The following is a 22428-nucleotide window of genomic DNA, read 5'->3' on the forward strand; positions in this document are numbered from 1 at the left end:
TGCGGGTCTGAAAAATCCATTCGCGGATTTAGCCGGTCTCAAGTTGTTAACTCAAGACCAAAAATTATTGAAGTACAAAGTAATCGTAACGCATTGAAACGGTGACCTCGAACGGTTCAACTTGCTCGATGACCGCAGTCCGGCGTTCGGCACTTGCGCGCCAGCCATGGGGGGTCATTGCCAGCAGGTTGGCACGGTCCTGACCACTGTCCAGGGTCAGGCGAAATTCCAAAGTTTCACTGTGTTGCAGCACCATGCCCACTGGCACCAGTGCCAGATGCTTGTCGTCGGTGTATTCACGGACTTCATCGTACAGGCGCTCGCGTAACTCCATCAGGTGGCCACTGGTCGGCCCAACCTTCATCAGGCCGCCCCCGGGGCTGAGCATGCGCTTGGCTTCTTCCCAGTCCAGCGGGCTGAAGACGCTGGCCAGGAACTGGCAACTGCCGGAAGCCAGCGGCACCCGCGCCATACTGGCAATCAACCAGGTCAGCTGCGGGTTGCGCTTGCAGGCGCGTTTGACCGCCTCCCGGGAGATGTCCAGCGCATAGCCGTCAGCATTGGGCAGGGCCTGGGCGATCTGCGCGGTGTAGTAGCCCTCGCCACAACCGATATCCAGCCAGCGTTGCGGCGCGTACTGAGTCGCCAGTTCGGCCAGGCGCCGGGCAACCGGGGCGTAATGACCGGCGTTGAGGAAGTCGCGGCGTGCCTCGACCATCGCCTGGTTATCCCCAGGGTCGCGGCTGTTTTTGTGCTGTACCGGCAGCAGGTTGAGATAACCCTGGCGTGCGCGGTCGAACCGGTGCCCGGCGGGGCACGCCACGCCGTTATCCACCGCGTTCAGCGGTTCGCTACAGATCGGGCAGGCGAGCATCAGGCGAGCAACTTGATCAGGGTCTGGTAGTAGATTTCGGTCAGCACGTCGAGATCGGCGGCCAGCACGCGCTCGTTGATCTGGTGGATGGTCGCGTTGACCGGCCCCAGTTCGACGACCTGGGTGCCCATGGTCGCGATGAAACGTCCGTCGGAGGTGCCACCGCTGGTGGATGCCTGGGTATCGCGACCTGTGATGTCCTTGATGCTCGATGCAACGGCATTCAGCAACGCGCCCGGCTCGGTCAGGAATGGCAGGCCGGACAACGCCCAGTCGATGTGCCAGTCCAGGCCGTGCTGGTCGAGGATGTCGGCAACGCGCTTTTGCAGGCCTTCAACGGTGGACTCAGTGGAGAAGCGGAAGTTGAATACCGCCACCAGGTCGCCCGGGATCACGTTGGTTGCGCCGGTGCCGGAATTCACGTTGGAAATCTGAAAGCTGGTAGGCGGGAAGAAGTCGTTGCCGTTGTCCCAGTGCTCGGCAGCCAGTTCGGCCAGCGCTGGGGCTGCGAGGTGGATCGGGTTCTTCGCCAAGTGCGGGTAGGCCACGTGACCTTGCACGCCGCGCACGGTCAATTTGGCACCCAGGGAGCCTCGGCGACCATTCTTGACCACATCGCCCACCAGCGTGGTGCTCGACGGTTCGCCGACGATGCACCAGTCCAGGCGCTCCTTGCGTGCCGCCAGTCGTTCGATCACGGCCTTGGTCCCATGATGCGCGGGGCCTTCTTCGTCGCTGGTGATCAGGAACGCGACCTTGCCCTTGTGGTTCGGGTAGTCGGCAACGAAGCGCTCGGCGGCTACAGTCATGGACGCCAAGCTGCCCTTCATGTCTGCCGCCCCACGGCCGCAGAGCATGCCGTGTTCATCGATCAGCGCGTTGAACGGGTCGATCTGCCATGCAGTCACCGGGCCGGTTGGCACTACGTCGGTGTGGCCGGCGAAACACAGCACCGGGCCATCTTCCTGACCATGGGTGGCCCAGAAGTTATCCACATCCTCGATGCGCATCGGCTCCAGCGTGAAACCGGCATCGCCCAGGCGCTGCATCATCTGCTTCTGGCAATCGGCGTCGAGCGGCGTCACGGACGGACGACGGATCAGGTCGATGGCGAGTTGAAGCGTCGGCGAAAGGTCGGCATGGACCGTCATGAAAAACTCCGGAAAACTTGAATATGGGCGCGGACCACCTGTGGGAGCGGGCTTGCTCGCGAGCCCGCTCCCACAGATTTAGAGTACGCTCAGTAAGAGCGCATACCCCGTCAAGCCCTGCAAAATGGCGATTATCTTAAAGCAAAACGGCGGCCATTGGCCGCCGTTTAGTACATCGGCAAAGATTTAGACTGCAGGGACCGTCTCCGGCTCGGCGGCGGGTTTGGGCAACGAAGACAGGAACGCCATGATCAACGCCGCCAGGTAAGGCAGCGATTGCACCAGCAACATGGTGACCCAAAAGCGCATGTCGTTACTTGGCAAACCGTTCACCAGGAAGATCCCCAGTGCCGCGCCCCACAACAGCAACATAATGAACACCTCTTCCCGTGCCTCCGAAATCGCCACCCAGAAGCCGTGGTTATCGGCATTTTTCGGTGTGCGGAAGAACGGAATACTGCTGGTGAAGAAACCGTACAGCACCGCTTTGGCGATGGTGTGCGACAACGCCAGCCCTGCCAATGCCGCGCAGAACGCATCCTTCAGGTTGACCCCGACCGCACGGCGGTACAGGAAGATGATCTTGCCGACCTTGAACACGAACAGCGCCAGGGGCGGAATCGCGAAAATCAGCAACGGTGGATCGACCCGCTGCGGCACGATGATCATCGCCGCCGACCACAACAGGGCGCCGACGGTAAAGAAGATGTTCATGCCATCCGCCACCCACGGCAGCCAGCCTGCGAGGAAGTGGTAGCGCTGGCCACGGGTCAGTTCGGTGTCCTTGCCGCGCAGCAGGCTTGCGGTGTGCCGTTTGATAATCTGTATCGCACCGTAGGCCCAGCGGAAACGCTGCTTCTTGAAGTCGATAAAGGTATCGGGCATCAACCCCTTGCCGTAGCTGGTGTGGTAGTACGCTGCCGACAGGCCTTTTTCGAACACCCGCAGACCCAGCTCGGCGTCTTCACAGATGCACCAGTCAGCCCAGCCCAGCTCCTCGAGCACTGAGCGACGGGTCATGGTCATGGTGCCGTGCTGGATGATCGCGTCACGGTCGTTGCGGGTCACCATGCCGATGTGGAAGAAGCCTTTGTATTCCGCGTAGCACAACTTCTTGAAGGTGCTTTCGTTCTGGTCGCGGTAATCCTGCGGCGACTGCACCACGGCGATCTTCGGATCGGCAAAGTGCGGCACCATGTGCTTGAGCCAGTTCGGGTCGACGCAGTAATCGGAGTCGATCACCGCAATGACCTCGGCATCCTTGGCGGTGTGCGGGATCAGGTAGTTCAGAGCGCCACCCTTGAAACCGGCGAGGGGCGCGACGTGGAAAAACTTGAAGCGAGGTCCCAGGGTTTCGCAGTAGGCCTGCACCGGTTCCCAGACGGCCGGGTCCTTGGTGTTGTTGTCGATGATCAGGACTTCGAAGTCTGGATAGTCGAGGTTGGCGAGGGCGTTGAGGGTCTGTTTGACCATCTCCGGTGGCTCGTTATAGCAAGGCACGTGGATCGAGACTTTTGGCCTGTAGTCCGAGTTGCCCACTACCGGCAGGAATTCGCGTCTACGTTTGTGAGTCCAGACCGCTTCCGCCAGTTCATGGGCCTCGGTCAGCAGCACGATGAACACGCCGAGAGCACCGAGAGCGAGCAGAAACCCCACCGTCAGGCTGAACCAGGTGCTGTATTGTTGGCTGTAGTCGTAACCGATCCACACTAGGACCGAGCCGCAGAGAAAGGCGATGAAGGTCAGGAAGGTTCGGCCACGCTGTCGCAGTGCCGAGCCGTCGATCATCAGCAGCGTCAGGGACAACAGGGCCAGCACTGCCGAGCCGATCGCCAGCACGCGCCATTGCGGGATCGCAACGACCGGGCCTACGAAGTTGAATTTCTGCTGGCGAGCTGCGTTGAAAACGCCCCAGTACGCGCCTACCGAACCTTCGTCGCTGGCTTTCCACGGCTGGTCAAAGGCTTCAATCACGAAGTAGTTGAACCCTTGGCGGTTGAGCGTGTTGACCAGGGTGCGCAGGTAGATGGCCTGATCCGCCGGACTGGCGTCGGTGCCGCCGCGCATGCGGCCGTTACTTGGCCAGCCAACTTCCGAGAGCAGCAAGGGTTTCTTGGGGAACATTTTCTTCAGGTCACGGGCGCGGTCCAAGACAAATTGTCCGGCCTTGTCCACCGGGATGAACTCCCAGTAAGGCAATACGTGAGCGGCGATCAGGTCGACGTGTCTGGCCAGCTCCGGGTGTTCTTCCCAGACGTGCCATTGTTCGGACGTGGTCACAGGTACCTTCACCGCCGCCCTTACGCGATCGAGGATCATGCTCAGTTCCGCAGCGGTAATTTCCTTACGGAAAATTGCCTCGTTTCCTACAACCACCCGAACCACACTGCGCGACGTGTTGGCGATTTCAATCGCGCGCAGGATTTCCCGTTCATTGCGCTCCTGGTCGGGGCTGATCCAGATGCCGAGGGTCACTCGCAAGCCGAACTCTTCCGCCAGTTTGGGAATATCACCCAACGTGCCGTCGACCGAGTAAGTGCGGATGTTATCCGTCAGCTTGCTCATGATCTCCAGGTCACGGCGCATTTCATCGTCGTTTGGATATTGATCTTTTTGCGGGTACTGGCCTTGCTGGAATGGCGAATAGGAGAAGCCGGAGATCTGTTCGGGCCAGTTGGGAGCGGAGACCGGGCGATTGATCAGCGCCCAGAAGCCGGTAAACAAGGCTGCGATGGCGAGCACCACGACCAGGTTGAGTCCAAATTTACGCGATGACATAGCTTTTTCGGGTTCCAAAGGCTGTGGAACGAAGGAGCGGTTGGCAACTGACTGCCAGAGGCAGGGGCGCGCATCCTACACTGGGGGTTCTCTGACCGTACAGCTAACAGGGAAATGCCTGACATTGGGCACTCCGGTTTCACATAAGTTCTTACACTTGTCGGCGAAGCTTAAAACTTGTTGCTTGATAGCCCTATAATGCGCGCCGGTTTTTGGGGTAATGGTCATGAGTACAGAAGATCCACGCTTTGCCGGAATCGCCCGCTTGTATGGCATCGAAGGCCTTGGGCGCCTGCGCGCCGCGCATGTGGCAATCGTCGGCGTCGGTGGCGTCGGTTCCTGGGCGGCGGAAGCCATTGCCCGGTGCGGCGTGGGCGAGATTTCGCTGTTTGATCTGGACGACGTCTGCGTCAGTAACGCCAATCGCCAGTTGCACGCACTGGACAGCACGGTGGGCAAGCCCAAGGTCGAGGTGATGGCCGAGCGTTTGCGCGGGATCAACCCGGATTGCACGGTGCACGCGGTGGCGGATTTCGTCACCCGCGAGACCATGGCTGAGTACATCACGCCGAACATCGACTGTGTGATCGACTGCATCGACAGCGTCAACGCCAAGGCGGCGTTGATCGCCTGGTGCAAGCGCCGCAAGATCCAGATCATCACGACCGGCGGCGCGGGCGGGCAGATTGATCCGACGCTGATCCAGGTCTGTGACCTGAACCGTACGTTCAATGACCCACTGGCTTCGAAAGTACGCTCCACACTGCGCCGCGATTACAACTTCTCGCGCACCGTGACGCGCCATTACAGCGTGCCGTGCGTGTTTTCCACCGAGCAACTACGCTACCCGAAACCGGATGGCAGTATTTGCCTGCAGAAGAGTTTTGTGGGCGATGGGGTGAAGCTGGACTGCGCGGGCGGGTTTGGTGCGGTGATGATGGTCACGGCGACGTTCGGCATGGTCGCGGCGACCAAGGCTGTGGACAAGATTGTGGCGGGCGTGCGGCGCCCGGCGGATCGCATCAAACCCGAAGCATAGACCTCGGAGCTGCCGAAGGCTGCGATCTGTTGATCTACAGCGTCACCACTGGCGCCAAAGATAGCAGCCTTCGGCAGCTACGGGGCGAGTTCTTGCATGCGTTGCAGGACTGCATTGAGGCCATTGCTGCGTGAAGGGGAGAGTTGCCGGCTCAGTCCAAGCTGATTGAACCAGTCCGGTAAATCGACCTGCTTCAACTCACTGGCCGAGAGTCCGTTGACCCGCGCCAGCAGCAACGCCACCAGCCCGCGGATCAATCGCGCGTCGCTGCTCGCGGCAAACTGCCAGTGGCCGTCCTGCAGCGAGCCTACCAGCCACATCTGGCTTTCACAGCCGTGCACGCGGTTGCCGTCGACTTTGTCCTCATCGCTGAGCGCAGGCAGGCCGTCGCCCCACTGCATCAGCAGGCGCGCACGTTGTTCCCAGCCTGCGGCTTTCTGGAAGGTATCCAGCGCCGTGACGGCATCCGCTGGCAGGTTCATCGCAGTAACTCCAGGGCCTGGTCCAGCGCTTCAAAGAACCGCTCCAGATCGTCGGAGTCGTTGTACAGCGCCAACGACACCCGAATCGCCCCGGCCAGTTCAAGGCTCTTGAGCAACGGCATGGCGCAGTGGTGACCGGCGCGTACGGCAATGCCCTGTTCGGTCAGCAGATGCGCCACGTCCGAGTTATGCACACCCTCGACGACAAAGCTGGCCAGCGCCAGTTGCGGTTTGCCCAGCAGACGGATGCCGTTGCGGGCCTGCAGACCCTTGAGCAAATAGTCATGCAGTGCGGCTTCATGGGCCGACACGGCGTCCTGGTCCAGCCCTGCAAGATAATCCAGGGTCGCACCGAGCCCGATCACGCTGGCAATTGGCGGAGTGCCTGCCTCGAAACCCAGCGGCGCCGGACGAAAGCGCGCGTCGTGATACTGGGTATCCAGCACCATTTCGCCGCCAAATTGCCAGTGACGCAGTTGTGTCAGCGCTTCATTTCGCCCAAACAACACGCCGAGGCCATCGGGGCCGTACAGCTTGTGACTGGAGAACACATAGAAGTCGCATCCTAGCGCCTGCACGTCATGCCGGCCATGGACCACGCCCTGGGCTCCATCGACCACGGTCATGGCGCCGTGGGTCCGGGCCATAGCCAACAGGGACGGCAGCGGTTGCCAGGCGCCAAGCACGTTGGACAACTGGCTGACAGCCAGCAAACGCGTGCGCGGGCCGATCAGCTGCGTGGCGGCGGCGAGGTCGATCAAGCCGTCGGCGTTGAGCGGCAGGATCACCAGCTTCAGGTCGCGACGACGGGCCAATTGTTGCCATGGCAACAGGTTGGCGTGATGCTCCAGGGCGCTGATGACGATCTCGTCGCCCGGATTGAATGAGTGTTCCAGGCCATAGGCCAGGAGGTTCAGCGCAGAAGTGGCGCCGTGGGTGAAGATGATCTGCCCGCAATCGCCAACATTCAGCCATTGCCCGACTTTGCTGCGGCTGTCCTCGAAGGCCTGGGTCGCGTGAGCGCCAGGCAGGTGCTGCGCCCGATGCACGTTGGCTGCGCCATTGGCGTAGTAATGCGCCAGCGCATCCAGCAGAGCTTGGGGTTTTTGCGTGGTGGCGGCGTTGTCCAGATAGGTCTGGTCCTGCCGTTGCAGCGCGGCGATGGCCGGGAAGTCGGCGCGCCACGGGGAGGGAATCATCATGCAAATTGGCCCTGCCAAACATGGGCGGAAAAATGCCAAACCCGTTGTAGGAGCGAGCTTGCTCGCGATGGACGTCAACGATAACTCGGGCTGCTTGAATAACCGCGTTGCACTAGCGTTTTTCGCGAGCGAGCTCGCTCCTACAGAATTGACTGTGCATCTGTAGGAGCGAGCTTGCTCGCGATGGACGTCAACGATAACTCTGGCTACCTGAATAACCGCGGTGTCGTTGCGTTTTTCGCGAGCGAGGTCGCTCCTGCAGGGTATTGGCGCAGTTTAGTTGTGAGCGTGCAGCGCTTCGTTCAGTTCGATGGCCGATTTGTGGGTCTTGCATTCCACGGCACCGGTTTCCGAATTGCGGCGGAACAGAAGGTCTGACTGACCGGCCAGTTCACGGGCCTTGACCACTTTCACCAACTGGTTTTTTTCGTCCAGCAGCGCAACCTTGGTGCCAGCGGTCACGTACAGGCCCGACTCAACGGTGTTGCGATCGCCCAACGGGATACCGATACCGGCGTTGGCGCCGATCAGGCAGCCTTCGCCCACTTTGATCACGATGTTGCCGCCGCCTGACAGAGTGCCCATGGTGGAGCAACCGCCGCCCAGGTCGGAGCCCTTGCCGACGAATACGCCAGCCGATACCCGGCCTTCGATCATGCCTGGGCCTTCGGTGCCGGCGTTGAAGTTGACGAAACCTTCGTGCATCACGGTTGTGCCTTCACCGACATAAGCGCCCAGGCGCAGACGGGCCGCATCGGCGATGCGCACGCCGGCCGGTACGACGTAGTCGGTCATTTTCGGGAACTTGTCCACCGAGAACACTTCCAGCAGCTCGCCGCGCAGACGGGCTTCGAGTTGTAGTTCGGCCAGTTCGCTCAGGTCGATGGCGCCCTGGCTGGTCCAGGCTACGTTCGGCAGCAGCGGGAAGATCCCGGCCAGGTTCAGGCCGTGGGGCTTGACCAAACGATGGGACAGCAGGTGCAACTTGAGGTAAGCCTCAGGGGTGGAAGTCAGTTGCGCATCTTCAGCCAGCAGGGTGGCGACCAGCGGCTTGTGGCTTTCTGCCAGGCGGGTCAGCAGCTTGCCTTGTACCGCGTCGATGCCTTTCACGGCTTCTGCCAGTTGCGCAGCCTGCGCAGTGGTGAAAGTGATGGCCTGGTTGCCTTCGCTATAACCGAGAATTGGCGCAACGGCAGCGACCAGTTCGGCCGAAGGGTTGAGCAGTGGCTGTGCGTAGAATACTTCCAGCCATGCACCTTGACGGTTTTGGGTGCCGACACCAAAGGCCAGGCTGAACAGGGTAGTGGACATGTAAATACCTCTAACAAAATTGAACGGGCTGGCTTATTTGAGCGCTGCCGCGTAGATATCTGGCTTGAAGCCAATCAGGGTTCGGTCACCGAGATCGAGCACCGGGCGCTTGATCATCGAGGGTTGCGCGAGCATCAGTTCGATGGCTTTCGATTGGTCGAGATCGGCTTTGCGTTCGTCTTCGAGTTTGCGAAAGGTCGTGCCTGCGCGGTTCAACACCACTTGCCAGCCGTGCTCGTCACACCACTGGGTCAGGTGTTCACGGTCGATTCCGGCCGTCTTGTAATCGTGGAAGTCATAGCTGACAGCGTGTTCATCAAGCCAGGTGCGCGCCTTTTTCATGGTGTCGCAAGCTTTGATGCCGAAAAGGTGCAACGATTTACTTGAAACGGTCAAGGAATTGCCCCCTTTACAGGTGCTGGAAAAAAAAGGTGAAGGATTATGCCATGACCCTTCAGTTAAAACCCAAAACCCTGTGGGCGTCTCCTGCCCGAGTACGACATTGGTGTAACGGCCAACCCGCAGTCTAAACCGCTAATATGGCACTTCAATGCTGTTGATTGCCTGGGAAAACGCTTCGTGCAAACCGCCTATACCGTGCTCATCCTGCTCATGCTGGTCAGCGTTTCCCGCCTGGTAGGGCGGATGATCCCGCTGCCCCTGCCGCTGGTGCAAATTTGCGCCGGGGCCTTGCTGGCCTGGCCGACGCTGGGTTTGCATGTGGCGCTGGACCCTGAGTTGTTTCTATTTTTGTTTTTGCCACCTTTGTTGTTCTCCGATGGCTGGCGGATGCCCAAGCGGGACCTGTGGCGGCTGCGCGGGCCGATCCTGACACTGGCAGTGGGACTGGTGTTGTTCACCGTAGTGGGTGCCGGTTACTTCATTCATTGGTTATTGCCGAGCATTCCCTTGCCAGTGGCGTTTGCGCTGGCGGCAGTCTTGTCCCCGACGGATGCCGTGGCGGTTTCGGCGATTTCGCAGAACAGGCTGCCGACGCCGTTGATGCACATGTTGCAGGGCGAGGCACTGATGAACGATGCATCAGGCTTGGTGACGTTCAAATTTGCCCTGGCCGCCGCCGTGACCGGTGTGTTTTCCCTGGCCAATGCCAGCCTGACTTTCGTCCTGGTAGCGGTCGGCGGACTGGCGGTCGGCGTCGCGTTGAGTTGGCTGGTGGGGCGCTTGCGCTCCTGGATGATCGCGCGAGGTTGGGATGACCCGGCAACCCACGTGGTGTTCATGCTGTTGCTGCCTTTCGCTGCCTACGTACTGGCCGAGCGCCTCGGAGCGTCAGGCATCCTGTCGGCGGTAGCGGCAGGGATGATGCAGAGCTGGCTCGACCTGCTACCGCGCCAGACGAGTACCCGGCTGCTCAATCGCAGCGTCTGGTCGCTGCTGGAGTTTGCCTTTAACGGTTTGATCTTCCTGCTGCTGGGCTTGCAGCTGCCGGACATCATCAAGGCTGTTGTCAGTCATGAAGCATCTTTGTGGCCGACCTTGTTCTTCCGTTGCCTGGACGTGGTGGCGATCTTCCTGGTGCTGTTGGTGTTGCGGTTTGTCTGGGTGCAAAGCATCTGGCGATTGTCGGGCCTGCTGCGCCGCTGGCGCGGAAAGGGCGAAATGGCGCAAGTTCCGACCGCCCGTTCCTGCTGGTTGCTGACCGTTGGCGGCGTGCGCGGGGCGGTGACGCTGGCAGGCGTGTTGTCGGTGCCAATGTTGATGGGTGGCGCGCCATTCCCTGAGCGTGACTTGCTGATCTTCATTGCTGCGGGAGTGATTCTGCTGTCGCTGATTGCCGCCTGTATTGCGCTGCCCTTGTTGCTGCGCGGCATTGAGAAAAGCCCCGACGACAAACGTCGCAGTGAAGTGCGTGACGCCTGGCGCAAGACCGCCGAGGCGGCGATTCATGCGCTCGAAGCCGAAGAAGCCAATCCGCAGGACGCGGCTCAGGCAGCGCTCGCCGCCGAACTCAAGGCGCGGATCATGTCCGAATACCGGCATCAACTTGAGGTGTTCAACGATTCTGCGGAAGCCCAGGCACTGGCATTCCAGATGGACTTGCTGGAGCGGCGGATGCGCTTGAAAGCACTGCGGGCGCAGCGATTGGAACTGTATAGCCTTAGCCGTCATCACCAGATTGGCGATGACGTACTGCGTGAGGTGTTGGCCGAACTGGATTTGAGCGAAGCCAATCTTGGGCAGGTTAAATAACGACCGCCTGCGGCAGCGGTCGATGGCTTACCGGCGACTTTGGATGAACGCGCGGATACGTTCGGCGGCCTCGACGCACTCGGCCAGTGGCGCAACCAGTGCCAGGCGCACCCGGCCAGCCCCGGGATTGAAGCCATCCACTTCACGCGACAGATAAGAGCCCGGCACCACCGTTACATGTTCTTCGGCGAACAGGTCCCGGCAAAACGCCTCGTCATCACCTTCAACGTTCGGCCACAGGTAGAAACCGCCGTCCGGGCGCTGCACGTCCAGCACCGGGCTGAGGATTGCCAGCACGGCGTCGTATTTCTCGCGGTACAGGTCGCGGTTAGCGCGCACATGCACTTCGTCATTCCATGCGGCAACGCTGGCCAGTTGAGTCTGTACCGGCATCGCGCAGCCGTGGTAAGTGCGGTACAGCAGGAATCCCTTGAGGATGTCTGCGTCACCGGCTACGAAGCCCGAACGCAAGCCTGGCAGGTTGGAGCGCTTGGACAGGCTGTGGAACACTACGCAGCGCTTGAAGTCCTGGCGACCCAGCTCCACGCAGGCGCTGAGCAGGCCGGCTGGCGGAGTCTGTTCGTCGAAGTAAAGCTCGCTGTAGCACTCGTCGGCGGCTATCACGAAGTCGTATTCGTCTGCCAGGGTGATCAGCTTTTTCAGGGTTTCGACCGGAATCAGGGCACCAGTCGGATTGCCTGGCGAGCACAGGAACAGGATCTGGCAGCGTTTCCAGATTTCCGGCGAAACTGCGTCGAAGTCCGGATTGAAGCCATTTGCATCAAGACAAGGAAGGTAATACGGCTTGGCGCCAGCCAGGAGCGCCGCACCCTCGTAGATCTGGTAGAACGGGTTCGGGCTCACCACCAGCGCGTCATCGCCACGATTAACCACGGTCTGGGTGAAGGCGAACAGCGCCTCGCGGGTGCCGTTGACCGGCAGCACGTTACGCGCCGGGTCGAGCCAGCCGCTCGGAACGCTGAACCGGCGTTCGCACCAGGCGGCGATGGCTTCGCGCAGTGCGGCAATGCCGAGAGTGGTCGGGTACACGGCCATCTGATCCAGGTTGCTTGCCAGTGCTTCGGCGACAAAAGCTGGCGAGCGGTGCTTAGGCTCGCCGATGGACAGGGCGATAGCGCGCTTGTTCGGGTTTGGCGTGACGCTGCCGAGCAGGGCGCGGAGCTTCTCGAAAGGGTAGGGCTGCAACTGGGTCAGGGCGTTGTTCATGGGGGCCTCTATTAATGCAGAAGTGGGCTTGTGCGTGGCGAGGGAGCTTGCTCCCGTTCGACTGCGCAGCAGTCGCAAAGCTTTTGGGGCCGCTTCGTACCCCAGCGGGAGCAAGCTCCCTCGCCACACAAGCTCGCTCCCACAGGGGGTGATGTGTTAATTCAGATAGTGAGTCGCGACAGTTTGATTTCAGATTCCTGATTGACAGTCAGTTGTTCGACGATGGCGTCCTGCAAACGGCTGCATAGCAACGGATCGGACAGAGGCTGATTGTTGGCATCGGTGATGAAGAACACGTCTTCCACGCGTTCGCCCAAGGTGGCGATCTTCGCGTTCTGCAACGACAAGTCGAACTCCAGGAAGATCGTGCCAATGCGCGCCAGCAGGCCTGGACGGTCAGGGGCGCTGAGTTCCAGTACGGTCACCGGACGTTGGGCGTCGTTGTGAATGGTCACCTGGGGCGCAAACGCGAAATGCTTGAGCTGGCGCGGCACTCGACGCTGAATGATGGTCGGGTAGTCGTCCGGGTTGCGCAAGGCCTCGGTCAGGCCTTCGCGGATCTGCTTGACCCGTGTTGGATTGTCGCCAATCGAGTCGCCGTCCGTGTCGAGCACGATGTAGGTGTCGAGGGTGAACTGACTGCTAGAGGTAATGACCCGCGCGTCGTGAATGTTCAGGTTGAGCTGGTCCATCGCAGCCACGGTCACGGCAAAAAAATCATGTTGATCGGGGGCATAGATGAAGATCTGGGTGCCGCCCTCGAACTCGCGCTGGGTGGTTTCCTTGATCAGCACCAGGGGGCCGCCGTCAGCCGGCTGCTGAAGGATCGCGTCACTGTGCCACGCCACGTCGCCAGCGGTGTGGCGCAGGAAGTAGTCATCCCCCAGTTGCGCCCACAACTGCTCGACGTCGTCCGGATCGGTCCCGCCGCGCACCAGGATGTCCAGGGCGGCGCTTTGGGTCTGGCGAATCTGTTCCTCGCGGTCCACCGGGTTTTCCAGGCCACGGCGCAGGGCGCGCTTGGTCTCGGTGTAAAGCTGGCGCAGCAGGCTGGCGCGCCAGGAGTTCCACAGCGTCGGGTTGGTGGCGTTGATGTCCGCCACGGTCAGCACGTATAGATAGTCGAGGTGGGTTTCATCGCCGATGATCTGTGCGAAGTCGTGGATCACTTGAGGGTCCGACAGGTCCTTGCGTTGGGCGGTGGTGGACATCACCAGGTGGTTCTGTACCAGCCAGACGATCAGGCGGCTGTCCCACACCGGCAGCTGGTGGCGCTGGCAGAACGCCTCGGCATCGACTGCGCCGATTTCCGAATGGTCGCCGTGCCGACCTTTCCCGATATCGTGATACAGGCCCGCAAGGTAGATCAATTCGGGTTTCGGCAGCTTGGCCATCAACTTGCTGGCCAGCGGGAATTTTTCCGACACCTGGGTGTACTGCAGCTTACGCAGGTGCTTGATCAAATTGAGGGTGTGGGCGTCGACCGTATAGATGTGAAACAGGTCGTGCTGCATTTGCCCGACGATGAAGCCGAACTCCGGCAGATAACGCCCAAGGATGCCGTAGCGGTTCATCCGGCGCAGGTTGCGATGGATGCCGATCTTGCACTTGAACAGCTCGATGAACAGGCTGGTGTTGCGAATGTCGTTGCGAAAGTCATCGTCGATCAGATGACGGTGCTCGCGCAGCAGGCGAATGGTATCGGCGCGCACACCTTTGATTTCTGGCTGCTGGGCCATCAGCACGAAGATTTCGAGCATGGCGAACGGCGTACGACGGAACACGTTGTCATTGCGCGCCTCGATGTAACCGTCGTGCAGTTGAAACCGCGAGTTGATTGGCTGCGGCGGCGCTTCGTCCTCCGGGGCGAGGATGACTTCTTCGAAATGCTGGATGATCAGGTCGCTGAGCTGGGCGATGCTCATCACCACCCGGTAGTACTGCTGCATGAAATTTTCGATGGTTTGCTTGGCGTCATCGCCTTCGAAACCCAGCAGCCCGGCAATCGAGCGCTGGTGATCGAACAGCAGCCGGTCTTCGGAGCGACCGGCGAGCATGTGCAGGGCGTAGCGCACCTTCCACAGAAATTCCTGGGAAGAGGCCAGCAGGGCATTTTCGCTTTCAACCAGGAAACCTTCACCGGCCAGCGCCCGTAGGTTCAGGGTGCCGTACTCGCGTCGGGCGACCCACAGAATCGTCTGGATATCCCGCAGGCCGCCGGGCGAGCCCTTGACGTTGGGTTCCAGGTTATATTCGGTGTCGTTGTATTTGTGGTGACGGGCCTTTTGCTCGGCGCGCTTGGCCAGGAAGAAGTCCTTGCTCGGCCACATGTGCGCGGTACTGGTGACGTCGAGCATGCGCTGGCGCAAACGTTCCGGACCACAGATGGTACGGCTTTCCATCAGGTTAGTGACAACCGTCAGGTCGGCGCGGGCTTCAATTACGCATTCGTCCACCGAGCGAACGCTCTGGCCGACCTCCAGGCCTATGTCCCACAGCAGTGTGAGAAAGCGCTCGATGGAGTCTCGGAAAACTTCGTGATCGGCGCTGTCCAGCAGGATCAGCAGGTCAATGTCGGAATAAGGGTGCAACTCACCGCGACCGTAGCCGCCGACCGCTACCAGCGCGATATCGGCGTCTTCGCTCCAGTCGAACTGCTCCCAGGCCTTTTGCAGGATGTTGTCGACGAACCAGGCGCGATCCTCGATCAGGCGCCGAATGTCGCGGCCGCTGCGGAAGCGCCCGTCGAGCACCTCGCGGGCCTGGCGGATTGCCTTCTTGAAGGCAGCAATAGGGCTTGCCTTCAGGGCCAGTTCAGCCTGGAACTGGCCGCGGTCGAAGAGTTCTGGATCCACCTGCGGCATCGATTGGCTTTCCTTTCTATAGGCTGGGAGCTGCGCTGGTTGAATCAGGCCGAAACGCGAGGGATGGTGTCATCGCCGCGCAGGGTGAAAATCTCGTAGCCGGTCTCGGTCACTACAAGGGTATGTTCCCACTGGGCGGAGAGCTTGCGGTCCTTGGTAATGGCGGTCCAGCCGTCGCCCAGCACCTTGGTGTCGGCCTTGCCCTGGTTGATCATCGGCTCGATGGTGAAGGTCATGCCCGCTTTGAGCTCCATGCCGGTGCCGGCACGGCCGTAATGCAGGATCTGCGGCTCTTCGTGGAACACTTTGCCAATGCCGTGGCCGCAGAACTCGCGAACCACCGAGAAGCCGTTCTTTTCAGCATGCTTCTGGATAACTTCGCCGATATCACCCAGGCGGCAGCCCGGCTTGACGATTTCGATGGCCTTGTACATGCATTCCTGGGTGACCTGGGACAGGCGTTCGGCCCAGACAGGCACGGTGCCGACGTGAAACATGCGGCTGGTGTCGCCGTGGTAGCCGTCCTTGATGACGGTAACGTCGATGTTCAGCGTGTCGCCATTCTTCAATGGCTTCTCGTTCGGAATGCCATGGCAGACCACGTGGTTGATCGAGGTGCAGATCGACTTCGGGTAGCCTTTATAATTCAGCGGGGCAGGAATGGCCTGTTGCACATTGACGATGTAGTCGTGGCAGATTCGGTCCAGTTCTTCGGTGGTGACGCCTGGTTTGACATGTTCGGCAATCATTTCCAGCACATCGGCGGCCAGTTTGCCGGCGACACGCATTTTTGCAATGTCCTCTGGAGTCTTGAGGTTGACGGTCATACAGGCTCTCTCTGCGCTCAATGGCGCTTAACTAAGTCAAAATGGGCGTTACGCAAACGATCTTCGCCGCCCTGAAAAACGCGATTCTACCAGACGATCAAGGCAAATCTGAGGCTCTGTGCATCGCTTCTTCATCTAGGTGGGCGCATTCCAGGGCGATTCCAAAGGGGCGGATAAAGGTGTGCGTCAGGAATTGAGAATCCTGGTTCCGTTTTTGCGAGTCTTATGATATAAAATGCGCCGCTTTCCGGGGATACCCCGAAAGGCTTAAATCCACACACGTGTCGACACGATGACCTGGGTGCCTTCAGCTGATGCTGCTGGTTGGTCATTGGGATACGTGGAGGCCAAACCCGACTTATTAAGGAACTATCATGTCCCAAGTCAACATGCGCGATATGCTGAAGGCCGGTGTGCACTTCGGTCACCAGACCCGTTACTGGAACCCGAAAATGGGTAAGTACATTTTCGGCGCGCGTAACAAGATCCACATTATCAACCTTGAAAAAACCCTGCCAATGTTCAACGAAGCTCTGACTTTCGTAGAGCGCCTGGCACAGGGCAAAAACAAGATTCTGTTCGTCGGCACCAAGCGTTCCGCTGGCAAGATCGTTGCTGAAGAAGCAGCACGTTGCGGTTCGCCGTACGTCGATCACCGCTGGTTGGGCGGCATGCTGACCAACTTCAAAACCATCCGTGCTTCCATCAAGCGTCTGCGTGACCTTGAAGTGCAAGCCGAAGACGGTACTTTCGCCAAGCTGACCAAGAAAGAAGCGCTGATGCGCACTCGCGATCTTGAGAAGCTCGATCGTTCCCTGGGTGGTATCAAGGACATGGGCGGTCTGCCAGACGCTCTGTTCGTTATCGACGTTGATCACGAGCGCATCGCGATCACCGAAGCCAACAAGCTGGGTATCCCGGTTATCGGCGTAGTCGATACCAACAGCAGCCCGGAAGGCGTTGACTACATCATCCCAGGCAACGATGACGCAATCCGCGCTATCCAGCTGTACATGGGTTCGATGGCTGATGCTGTAATCCGTGGCCGCAACCACGTTGCTGGTGGCACCGAGCAGTTCGTTGAAGAAGCTCCGGTAGCTGCAGCTGAGTAATTGACGCCTTGGCGTTGACTCAGTAAGCAAAAAGGGGGCCTGGCCCCCTTTTTGCCACCTCGAAAACCATTTGTGTGCAGCGCAGTTGCAGCCCTGTAACGTGCAGCCGCTATCAAAGAGGCTTCGGGAAGAATTGAACGCCCGTTTGGTCGGGTGGAATGGTTGAAAACCTATCCAAGAGGATTTTGAAATGGCAGAGATTACTGCAGCGTTGGTCAAAGAACTGCGCGAGCGTACCGGCGAAGGCATGATGGATTGCAAAAAGGCCTTGACCAAGGCTGGCGGCGACATCGAGAAAGCCATTGATGACATGCGTGCTTCGGGCGCCATCAAGGCCGCTAAGAAAGCAGGCAACGTGGCTGCTGAAGGCGCTATCGCTCTTAAAGAAGACGGTAAATCCGCCGTTCTGCTGGAAGTGAACTCGCAGACTGACTTCCTGGCTCTGCAGGACGACTTCAAGGCATTTGTTGCGTCCAGCGTTGAAAAAGCGTTCGCTGACAAACTGACTGACGTCGCTCCGCTGATCGAAGCTCAAGAAGCTGATCGCCTGGTTCTGGTCGGCAAGGTTGGCGAAAACGTTAACATCCGTCGCCTGGCTCGCGTTGAAGGTGATGTTGTTGGTGGCTACCTGCACGGCAACAAAATCGGTGTTGCGGTTGTTCTGAAAGGCGGCGACGTTGAGCTGGCCAAAGACATCGCGATGCACGTAGCGGCTACCAACCCTGAATTCCTGCTGCCATCGGAAGTTTCCGCTGAAGCAGTAGAGCGTGAGAAGGGCGTGTTCCTGACCCTGAACGCTGACAAAATTGCCGGCAAGCCGGAAAATATTGTTGAAAACATGGTTAAAGGCCGTATCAGCAAGTTCCTGGCTGAAGCGAGCCTGGTTGAGCAGGCGTTCGTCAAGAACCCTGAAATCAAGGTTGGCGAGCTGGCTAAGAAAGCCGGTGCTGAAATCGTTTCCTTCACCTACTTCAAAGTAGGCGAAGGCATCGAGAAGCCGGTCGACAACTTCGCTGAAGAAGTTGCTGCCCAGCTGGCTGCCGCCAAGCAATAAGACAGTTTTCAACTGTCGCCCTGAAGAGGCTGCCCGCTCACGCGCGCAGCCTCTTTTCAGATGGGATACCAAATTTTTAATTGGTTTCCCGTTGGAACTGGCTTACAAAGCCATGTTCCGATGGCGCTGAAGCAGCGCCACGCTAGAGTGAACGCCAGCTGTAAACAGCTCGCAAAGAATTTTTAAAATACGCCGCAGGAGAGATTCGCAATGGCTCAGCAGGGCAGTGGTTATCAGGCTCGCTATAAACGCATTCTACTCAAGCTTAGCGGCGAGGCCCTGATGGGCTCGGAAGAGTTCGGGATCGATCCGAAAGTTCTGGATCGCATGGCACTGGAAGTCGGCCAGTTGGTTGGCATCGGTGTCCAGGTCGGTCTGGTGATCGGTGGTGGTAACCTGTTCCGCGGTGCAGCGCTGAGCGCAGCCGGGATGGATCGTGTAACTGGCGACCACATGGGCATGCTGGCCACTGTGATGAACGCCTTGGCCATGCGCGATGCGCTGGAACGTGCCAATATCTCGGCCATCGTGATGTCGGCCATTTCCATGGTGGGTGTGACTGATCATTACGATCGTCGCAAGGCCATGCGCCACCTGAACTCCAAGGAAGTGGTGATTTTCGCAGCAGGTACTGGCAATCCGTTCTTTACCACGGATTCGGCTGCATGCTTGCGAGCGATCGAAATCGATGCCGATGTTGTGCTCAAGGCTACCAAGGTCGATGGCGTCTACACTGCCGACCCATTCAAAGACCCGCATGCCGAGAAGTTCGATCATCTGACTTACGATGAAGTGCTGGATCGCAAGCTGGGTGTGATGGATCTGACGGCCATTTGCTTGTGCCGCGACCACAAGATGCCATTGCGCGTCTTTAACATGAACAAGCCCGGCGCCCTGCTGAATATAGTACATGGCGGCGCTGAAGGGACCCTGATCGAGGAAGGCCAACAATGATCAACGAAATCAAGAAAGACGCTCAGGCGCGCATGCAGAAGTCCCTGGACTCTCTGTCCCACGCGTTTGGACAGATTCGTACCGGCAAGGCTCACCCGAGCATTCTGGGTAGCGTGATGGTGCCTTACTACGGTACTGACACCCCGTTGAGTGGCGTGGCCAACGTTACCGTAAAAGACTCCCGCACCCTTCAGGTCGTGGCGTTCGAGCGCAATATGCTTGCAGCAGTCGACAAGGCTATCCAGAGCGCCGGTTTGAACCTCAATCCGACCAACCTGGGCGAGTTGCTGCTGATCTCCATGCCTGCCCTGACCGAGGAAACCCGCAAGGGCTTCACCAAACAGGCTCGCAGCGCCGCGGAAGATGCTCGCGTTGCCGTACGCAACATTCGTCGCGATGCGCTTGGCGACCTGAAGAAGCTGGTGAAGGACAAGGAAATCAGCGAAGACGAAGAACGTCGTGCTGCTGCCGATATCCAGAAGCTTACCGACAAGGCTGAGGCGGATATCGACGCAGCGACCAAGCAGAAAGAAGCGGACCTGATGGCCGTATAAGGGTCGCGTTTTCATGGAAAAGACTAAGCAGACTGCGCCCTTTGCGGTGCCGCGCCATGTCGCGATTATCATGGATGGTAACAACCGCTGGGCGAAAAAGCGCTTTTTGCCCGGTGTCGCCGGTCATAAGGCGGGCGTGGATGCGGTGCGCGCAGTGATCGAGGTGTGTGCCGAGGCCGGGGTCGAGGTATTGACCCTGTTCGCGTTCTCCAGCGAAAACTGGCAGCGTCCGGCCGATGAGGTCAGTGCCTTGATGGAGTTGTTCTTCAAGGCGCTGCGTCGGGAGGCCAAGCGGCTGAACGAAAACAACATCAGTTTGCGCATTATCGGTGACCGTTCGCGCTTCCATCCCGAGCTTCAGGCCGCCATGCGCGAGGCTGAAGCCATGACGGTGGGCACGAATCGCCTGGTCCTGCAGGTCGCCGCCAATTACGGCGGTCAGTGGGATATTGCTCAAGCCGCCCAACGCCTGGCTCGTGAAGTGCAGGCCGGGCACCTGCGTCCGGAGGACATCACGCCGGAGTTATTGCAGACCTGTCTGTCGACGGGCGACCTGCCGCTGCCAGACCTGTGCATCCGCACCGGTGGCGAGCACCGCATCAGCAACTTCCTGCTATGGCAACTGGCTTACGCCGAGTTGTACTTCTCCGACCTGTTCTGGCCGGACTTCAAACACGACGCCATGCGCAAAGCGCTGGCCGATTTCGCTTCGCGCCAGCGCCGTTTCGGTAAAACGAGCGAGCAGGTCGAAGCTGGAGCCCGGGCTTAATGCTTAAACAACGAATCATCACTGCTCTGATCCTGCTGCCAATAGCCCTGTGTGGCTTTTTCCTGCTGGAAGGCTCCGGCTTTGCGCTGTTCATTGGCCTGGTCGTGACGCTGGGCGCATGGGAGTGGGCTCGCCTGGCGGGCTTTACCGACCAGCCAGTACGCGTCGGCTATGCACTGGCGGTCGCGGTGATGCTGTTTTTCATGCATATATTGCCGGGGCTTGCGCCGTGGGTACTGGGCGCTGCCGTGCTGTGGTGGGCCGTGGCGACCTATCTGGTGCTGACGTATCCGCGTTCAAGCGGCCATTGGTCTACTGCTGCCTGCAAACTGGTCATCGGCCTGCTGGTCCTGCTTCCAGCCTGGCAAGGCCTGATCCTGATCAAACAGGAGCCTCTGGGCAACTGGCTGATCATGGCGGTGATGGTGCTGGTCTGGGGTGCGGATATCGGGGCTTACTTCTCCGGTCGTGCCTTCGGCAAGCGCAAATTGGCGCCGCAGGTCAGTCCTGGCAAAAGCTGGGAAGGGGTTTACGGCGGCCTGGCGCTGGCGCTGGTCATTACGGCTATCGTTGGGCTGGTTCGCGACTGGACGGTTGCGGAGTTGCTCAAAGGGCTGGTCGGTGCGGCAGTGATCGTGTTCATCTCGGTCGTGGGCGACCTCACCGAGAGCATGTTCAAGCGTCAGTCCGGGATCAAGGACAGCAGTAACCTGCTGCCGGGTCACGGCGGGGTGCTGGATCGCATCGACAGTCTGACGGCGGCCATTCCGGTGTTTGCGGTGTTGTTGTGGATGGCGGCGCCGTGAGCCGTCCACAGCAGATTACCGTGCTGGGGGCTACGGGCTCGATTGGCCTGAGCACCCTTGACGTCATCGCTCGTCATCCCGATCGCTTCCAGGTGTTCGCCCTTAGCGGGTTCACTCGCCTGGGCGAATTGCTGGCCTTGTGCGTGCGCCATGCGCCACGTTTTGCCGTGGTGCCTGGAGTCGAGGCCGGTCGGCGCCTGCAGCAAGAGTTGCGCACGGCCGGGCTGTCGACTCACGTTTTGGTGGGCGAGGAAGGCTTGTGCCAGGTCGCCGCCGACCCGGAGGTGGATGCGGTCATGGCGGCCATTGTCGGTGCGGCAGGCTTGCGTCCGACCCTGGCGGCGGTCGAGGCGGGCAAGAAGATCCTGCTGGCCAACAAGGAAGCGCTGGTGATGTCCGGTGCCTTGTTTATGCAGGCGGTGCGCATGAGCGGCTCGGTATTGTTGCCGATCGACAGTGAGCACAATGCGATTTTCCAGTGTATGCCACGGGATTTCGCCCGGGGGCTCGGTTCGGTCGGGGTTCGTCGTATCTTGCTGACGGCCTCCGGTGGTCCGTTCCGCCAGACACCGATGGCTGAGCTGGAGCACGTCACTCCAGAGCAGGCCTGTGCCCATCCGAACTGGTCCATGGGGCGCAAGATTTCGGTCGATTCGGCCAGTATGATGAATAAGGGGCTTGAGCTGATTGAAGCCTGTTGGCTGTTCGATGCCAAGCCGTCCCAGGTCGAGGTGGTGATCCACTCGCAAAGTGTCATACATTCCCTGGTTGATTACATTGATGGTTCGGTGCTGGCGCAATTGGGCAATCCCGATATGCGCACGCCGATAGCCAACGCACTGGCCTGGCCGGAGCGCATCGACGCGGGCGTGGCGCCCCTGGATCTGTTCGCGATCGCGCGACTGGATTTTCAAGCTCCCGATGAAGGGCGTTTTCCATGCCTGCGCCTCGCGCGTCAGGCGGCCGAGGCTGGCAACAGTGCTCCGGCCATGCTCAATGCCGCAAATGAAGTGGCGGTAGCCGCCTTTCTCGACGGGCGGATTGGTTATCTGGAAATCGCGAGTATCATCGAGGAAGTGTTGAATCTTGAGCCGGTGGTCGCGGTGGGCGATCTTGATGCCGTATTTACGGCAGACGCCAAGGCTCGTGAACTGGCCGGGCAATGGCTGAATCGCCACGGGCGGTAACACGTGTTGCAATACGCAAGCCCATG

Annotated in this window: 19 protein-coding genes; 9 read left to right on the top strand and 10 right to left on the bottom strand. The window is 59.7% G+C overall.

The window, feature by feature from the left end:
* Window positions 1–64: 64 nt before the first annotated feature.
* From L9059_RS04490 to L9059_RS04500, 3 genes are all read right to left on the bottom strand, one after another.
* Window positions 65–874: a putative RNA methyltransferase gene (locus L9059_RS04490; protein ID WP_247288440.1), complete on the bottom strand. Its 810-nt coding sequence runs from the start codon at window positions 872–874 to the stop codon at window positions 65–67.
* Complete coding sequence (gene dapE, locus L9059_RS04495) at window positions 874–2025, bottom strand: succinyl-diaminopimelate desuccinylase (RefSeq protein WP_247288442.1); 1152 nt, start codon at window positions 2023–2025, stop codon at window positions 874–876. Before dapE ends, L9059_RS04490 begins: the two co-directional genes overlap by 1 nt.
* Before the next feature lie 186 nt (window positions 2026–2211).
* Window positions 2212–4803 carry a glycosyltransferase gene (locus L9059_RS04500; protein WP_247288453.1) on the bottom strand — a complete coding sequence of 864 codons (2592 nt, stop codon included), beginning with the start codon at window positions 4801–4803 and terminating at the stop codon, window positions 2212–2214.
* A 226-nt stretch (window positions 4804–5029) separates the two neighbouring features.
* On the opposite strand from L9059_RS04500, the gene tcdA reads away from it, so the two are divergent.
* Window positions 5030–5842, top strand: a complete 813-nt coding sequence (tcdA, locus tag L9059_RS04505) for a tRNA cyclic N6-threonylcarbamoyladenosine(37) synthase TcdA (protein WP_247288455.1) — start codon at window positions 5030–5032, stop codon at window positions 5840–5842.
* 77 nt (window positions 5843–5919) lie between these two features.
* On the opposite strand, the gene L9059_RS04510 is transcribed toward tcdA, so the two are convergent.
* The 4 genes from L9059_RS04510 to L9059_RS04525 all read right to left on the bottom strand — a co-directional run bounded on the left by L9059_RS04510 (window position 5920) and on the right by L9059_RS04525 (window position 9233).
* Complete coding sequence (locus tag L9059_RS04510) at window positions 5920–6324, bottom strand: SufE family protein (RefSeq protein ID WP_247288457.1); 405 nt, start codon at window positions 6322–6324, stop codon at window positions 5920–5922.
* Window positions 6321–7526, bottom strand: coding sequence for an aminotransferase class V-fold PLP-dependent enzyme (locus L9059_RS04515; RefSeq protein ID WP_247288459.1), 1206 nt, complete (start codon window positions 7524–7526; stop codon window positions 6321–6323). Before L9059_RS04515 ends, L9059_RS04510 begins: the two co-directional genes overlap by 4 nt.
* 276 nt (window positions 7527–7802) lie before the next feature.
* Window positions 7803–8837, bottom strand: coding sequence for a 2,3,4,5-tetrahydropyridine-2,6-dicarboxylate N-succinyltransferase (gene dapD / locus L9059_RS04520; RefSeq protein WP_247288468.1), 1035 nt, complete (start codon window positions 8835–8837; stop codon window positions 7803–7805).
* A 33-nt stretch (window positions 8838–8870) separates the two neighbouring features.
* Entirely contained in the window at window positions 8871–9233 is a 363-nt protein-coding gene (locus tag L9059_RS04525) for an ArsC family reductase (protein WP_282615338.1), read from the bottom strand.
* A gap of 183 nt (window positions 9234–9416) precedes the next feature.
* Here L9059_RS04525 and L9059_RS04530 point away from each other — a divergent pair, with 183 nt between their 5' ends.
* Window positions 9417–11048, top strand: a complete 1632-nt coding sequence (locus L9059_RS04530) for a Na+/H+ antiporter (protein WP_247288470.1) — start codon at window positions 9417–9419, stop codon at window positions 11046–11048.
* 27 nt (window positions 11049–11075) lie between these two features.
* On the opposite strand, the gene dapC is transcribed toward L9059_RS04530, so the two are convergent.
* The 3 genes from dapC to map all read right to left on the bottom strand — a co-directional run bounded on the left by dapC (window position 11076) and on the right by map (window position 15966).
* On the bottom strand, window positions 11076–12275 hold the full coding sequence (gene dapC, locus L9059_RS04535) for a succinyldiaminopimelate transaminase (RefSeq protein WP_247288472.1): 1200 nt from the start codon (window positions 12273–12275) through the stop codon (window positions 11076–11078).
* 161 nt (window positions 12276–12436) lie between these two features.
* Entirely contained in the window at window positions 12437–15139 is a 2703-nt protein-coding gene (locus tag L9059_RS04540; protein WP_247288473.1) for a [protein-PII] uridylyltransferase, read from the bottom strand.
* A 44-nt stretch (window positions 15140–15183) separates the two neighbouring features.
* Complete coding sequence (gene map, locus L9059_RS04545; RefSeq protein ID WP_247288476.1) at window positions 15184–15966, bottom strand: type I methionyl aminopeptidase; 783 nt, start codon at window positions 15964–15966, stop codon at window positions 15184–15186.
* 374 nt (window positions 15967–16340) lie between these two features.
* Here map and rpsB point away from each other — a divergent pair, with 374 nt between their 5' ends.
* From rpsB to ispC, 7 genes are all read left to right on the top strand, one after another.
* On the top strand, window positions 16341–17078 hold the full coding sequence (gene rpsB, locus L9059_RS04550; protein WP_003219330.1) for a 30S ribosomal protein S2: 738 nt from the start codon (window positions 16341–16343) through the stop codon (window positions 17076–17078).
* Window positions 17079–17268: 190 nt separating this feature from the next.
* Window positions 17269–18132: a translation elongation factor Ts gene (tsf, locus tag L9059_RS04555; protein ID WP_028622556.1), complete on the top strand. Its 864-nt coding sequence runs from the start codon at window positions 17269–17271 to the stop codon at window positions 18130–18132.
* Window positions 18133–18342: 210 nt separating this feature from the next.
* Window positions 18343–19086 (top strand): UMP kinase, encoded by a 744-nt coding sequence (gene pyrH / locus L9059_RS04560; RefSeq protein WP_003189161.1) that lies wholly within the window; start codon window positions 18343–18345, stop codon window positions 19084–19086.
* Window positions 19083–19640 (top strand): ribosome recycling factor, encoded by a 558-nt coding sequence (frr, locus tag L9059_RS04565; RefSeq protein WP_247288477.1) that lies wholly within the window; start codon window positions 19083–19085, stop codon window positions 19638–19640. The genes pyrH and frr overlap by 4 nt, the downstream gene beginning before the upstream one ends.
* A 13-nt stretch (window positions 19641–19653) precedes the next feature.
* The gene (gene uppS, locus L9059_RS04570; protein ID WP_247288480.1) at window positions 19654–20409 is read left to right on the top strand and encodes a polyprenyl diphosphate synthase; all 756 of its coding nucleotides are present in this window, start codon (window positions 19654–19656) and stop codon (window positions 20407–20409) included.
* Window positions 20409–21215, top strand: coding sequence for a phosphatidate cytidylyltransferase (locus tag L9059_RS04575; RefSeq protein ID WP_247288482.1), 807 nt, complete (start codon window positions 20409–20411; stop codon window positions 21213–21215). Before uppS ends, L9059_RS04575 begins: the two co-directional genes overlap by 1 nt.
* A complete protein-coding gene (gene ispC, locus L9059_RS04580) occupies window positions 21212–22402 on the top strand; it encodes a 1-deoxy-D-xylulose-5-phosphate reductoisomerase (RefSeq protein WP_247288484.1) in 1191 nt (396 codons plus the stop codon). Before L9059_RS04575 ends, ispC begins: the two co-directional genes overlap by 4 nt.
* Window positions 22403–22428: the final 26 nt, after the last annotated feature.

Source organism: Pseudomonas violetae (assembly GCF_023072615.1).
Lineage (GTDB): Bacteria > Pseudomonadota > Gammaproteobacteria > Pseudomonadales > Pseudomonadaceae > Aquipseudomonas > Aquipseudomonas violetae.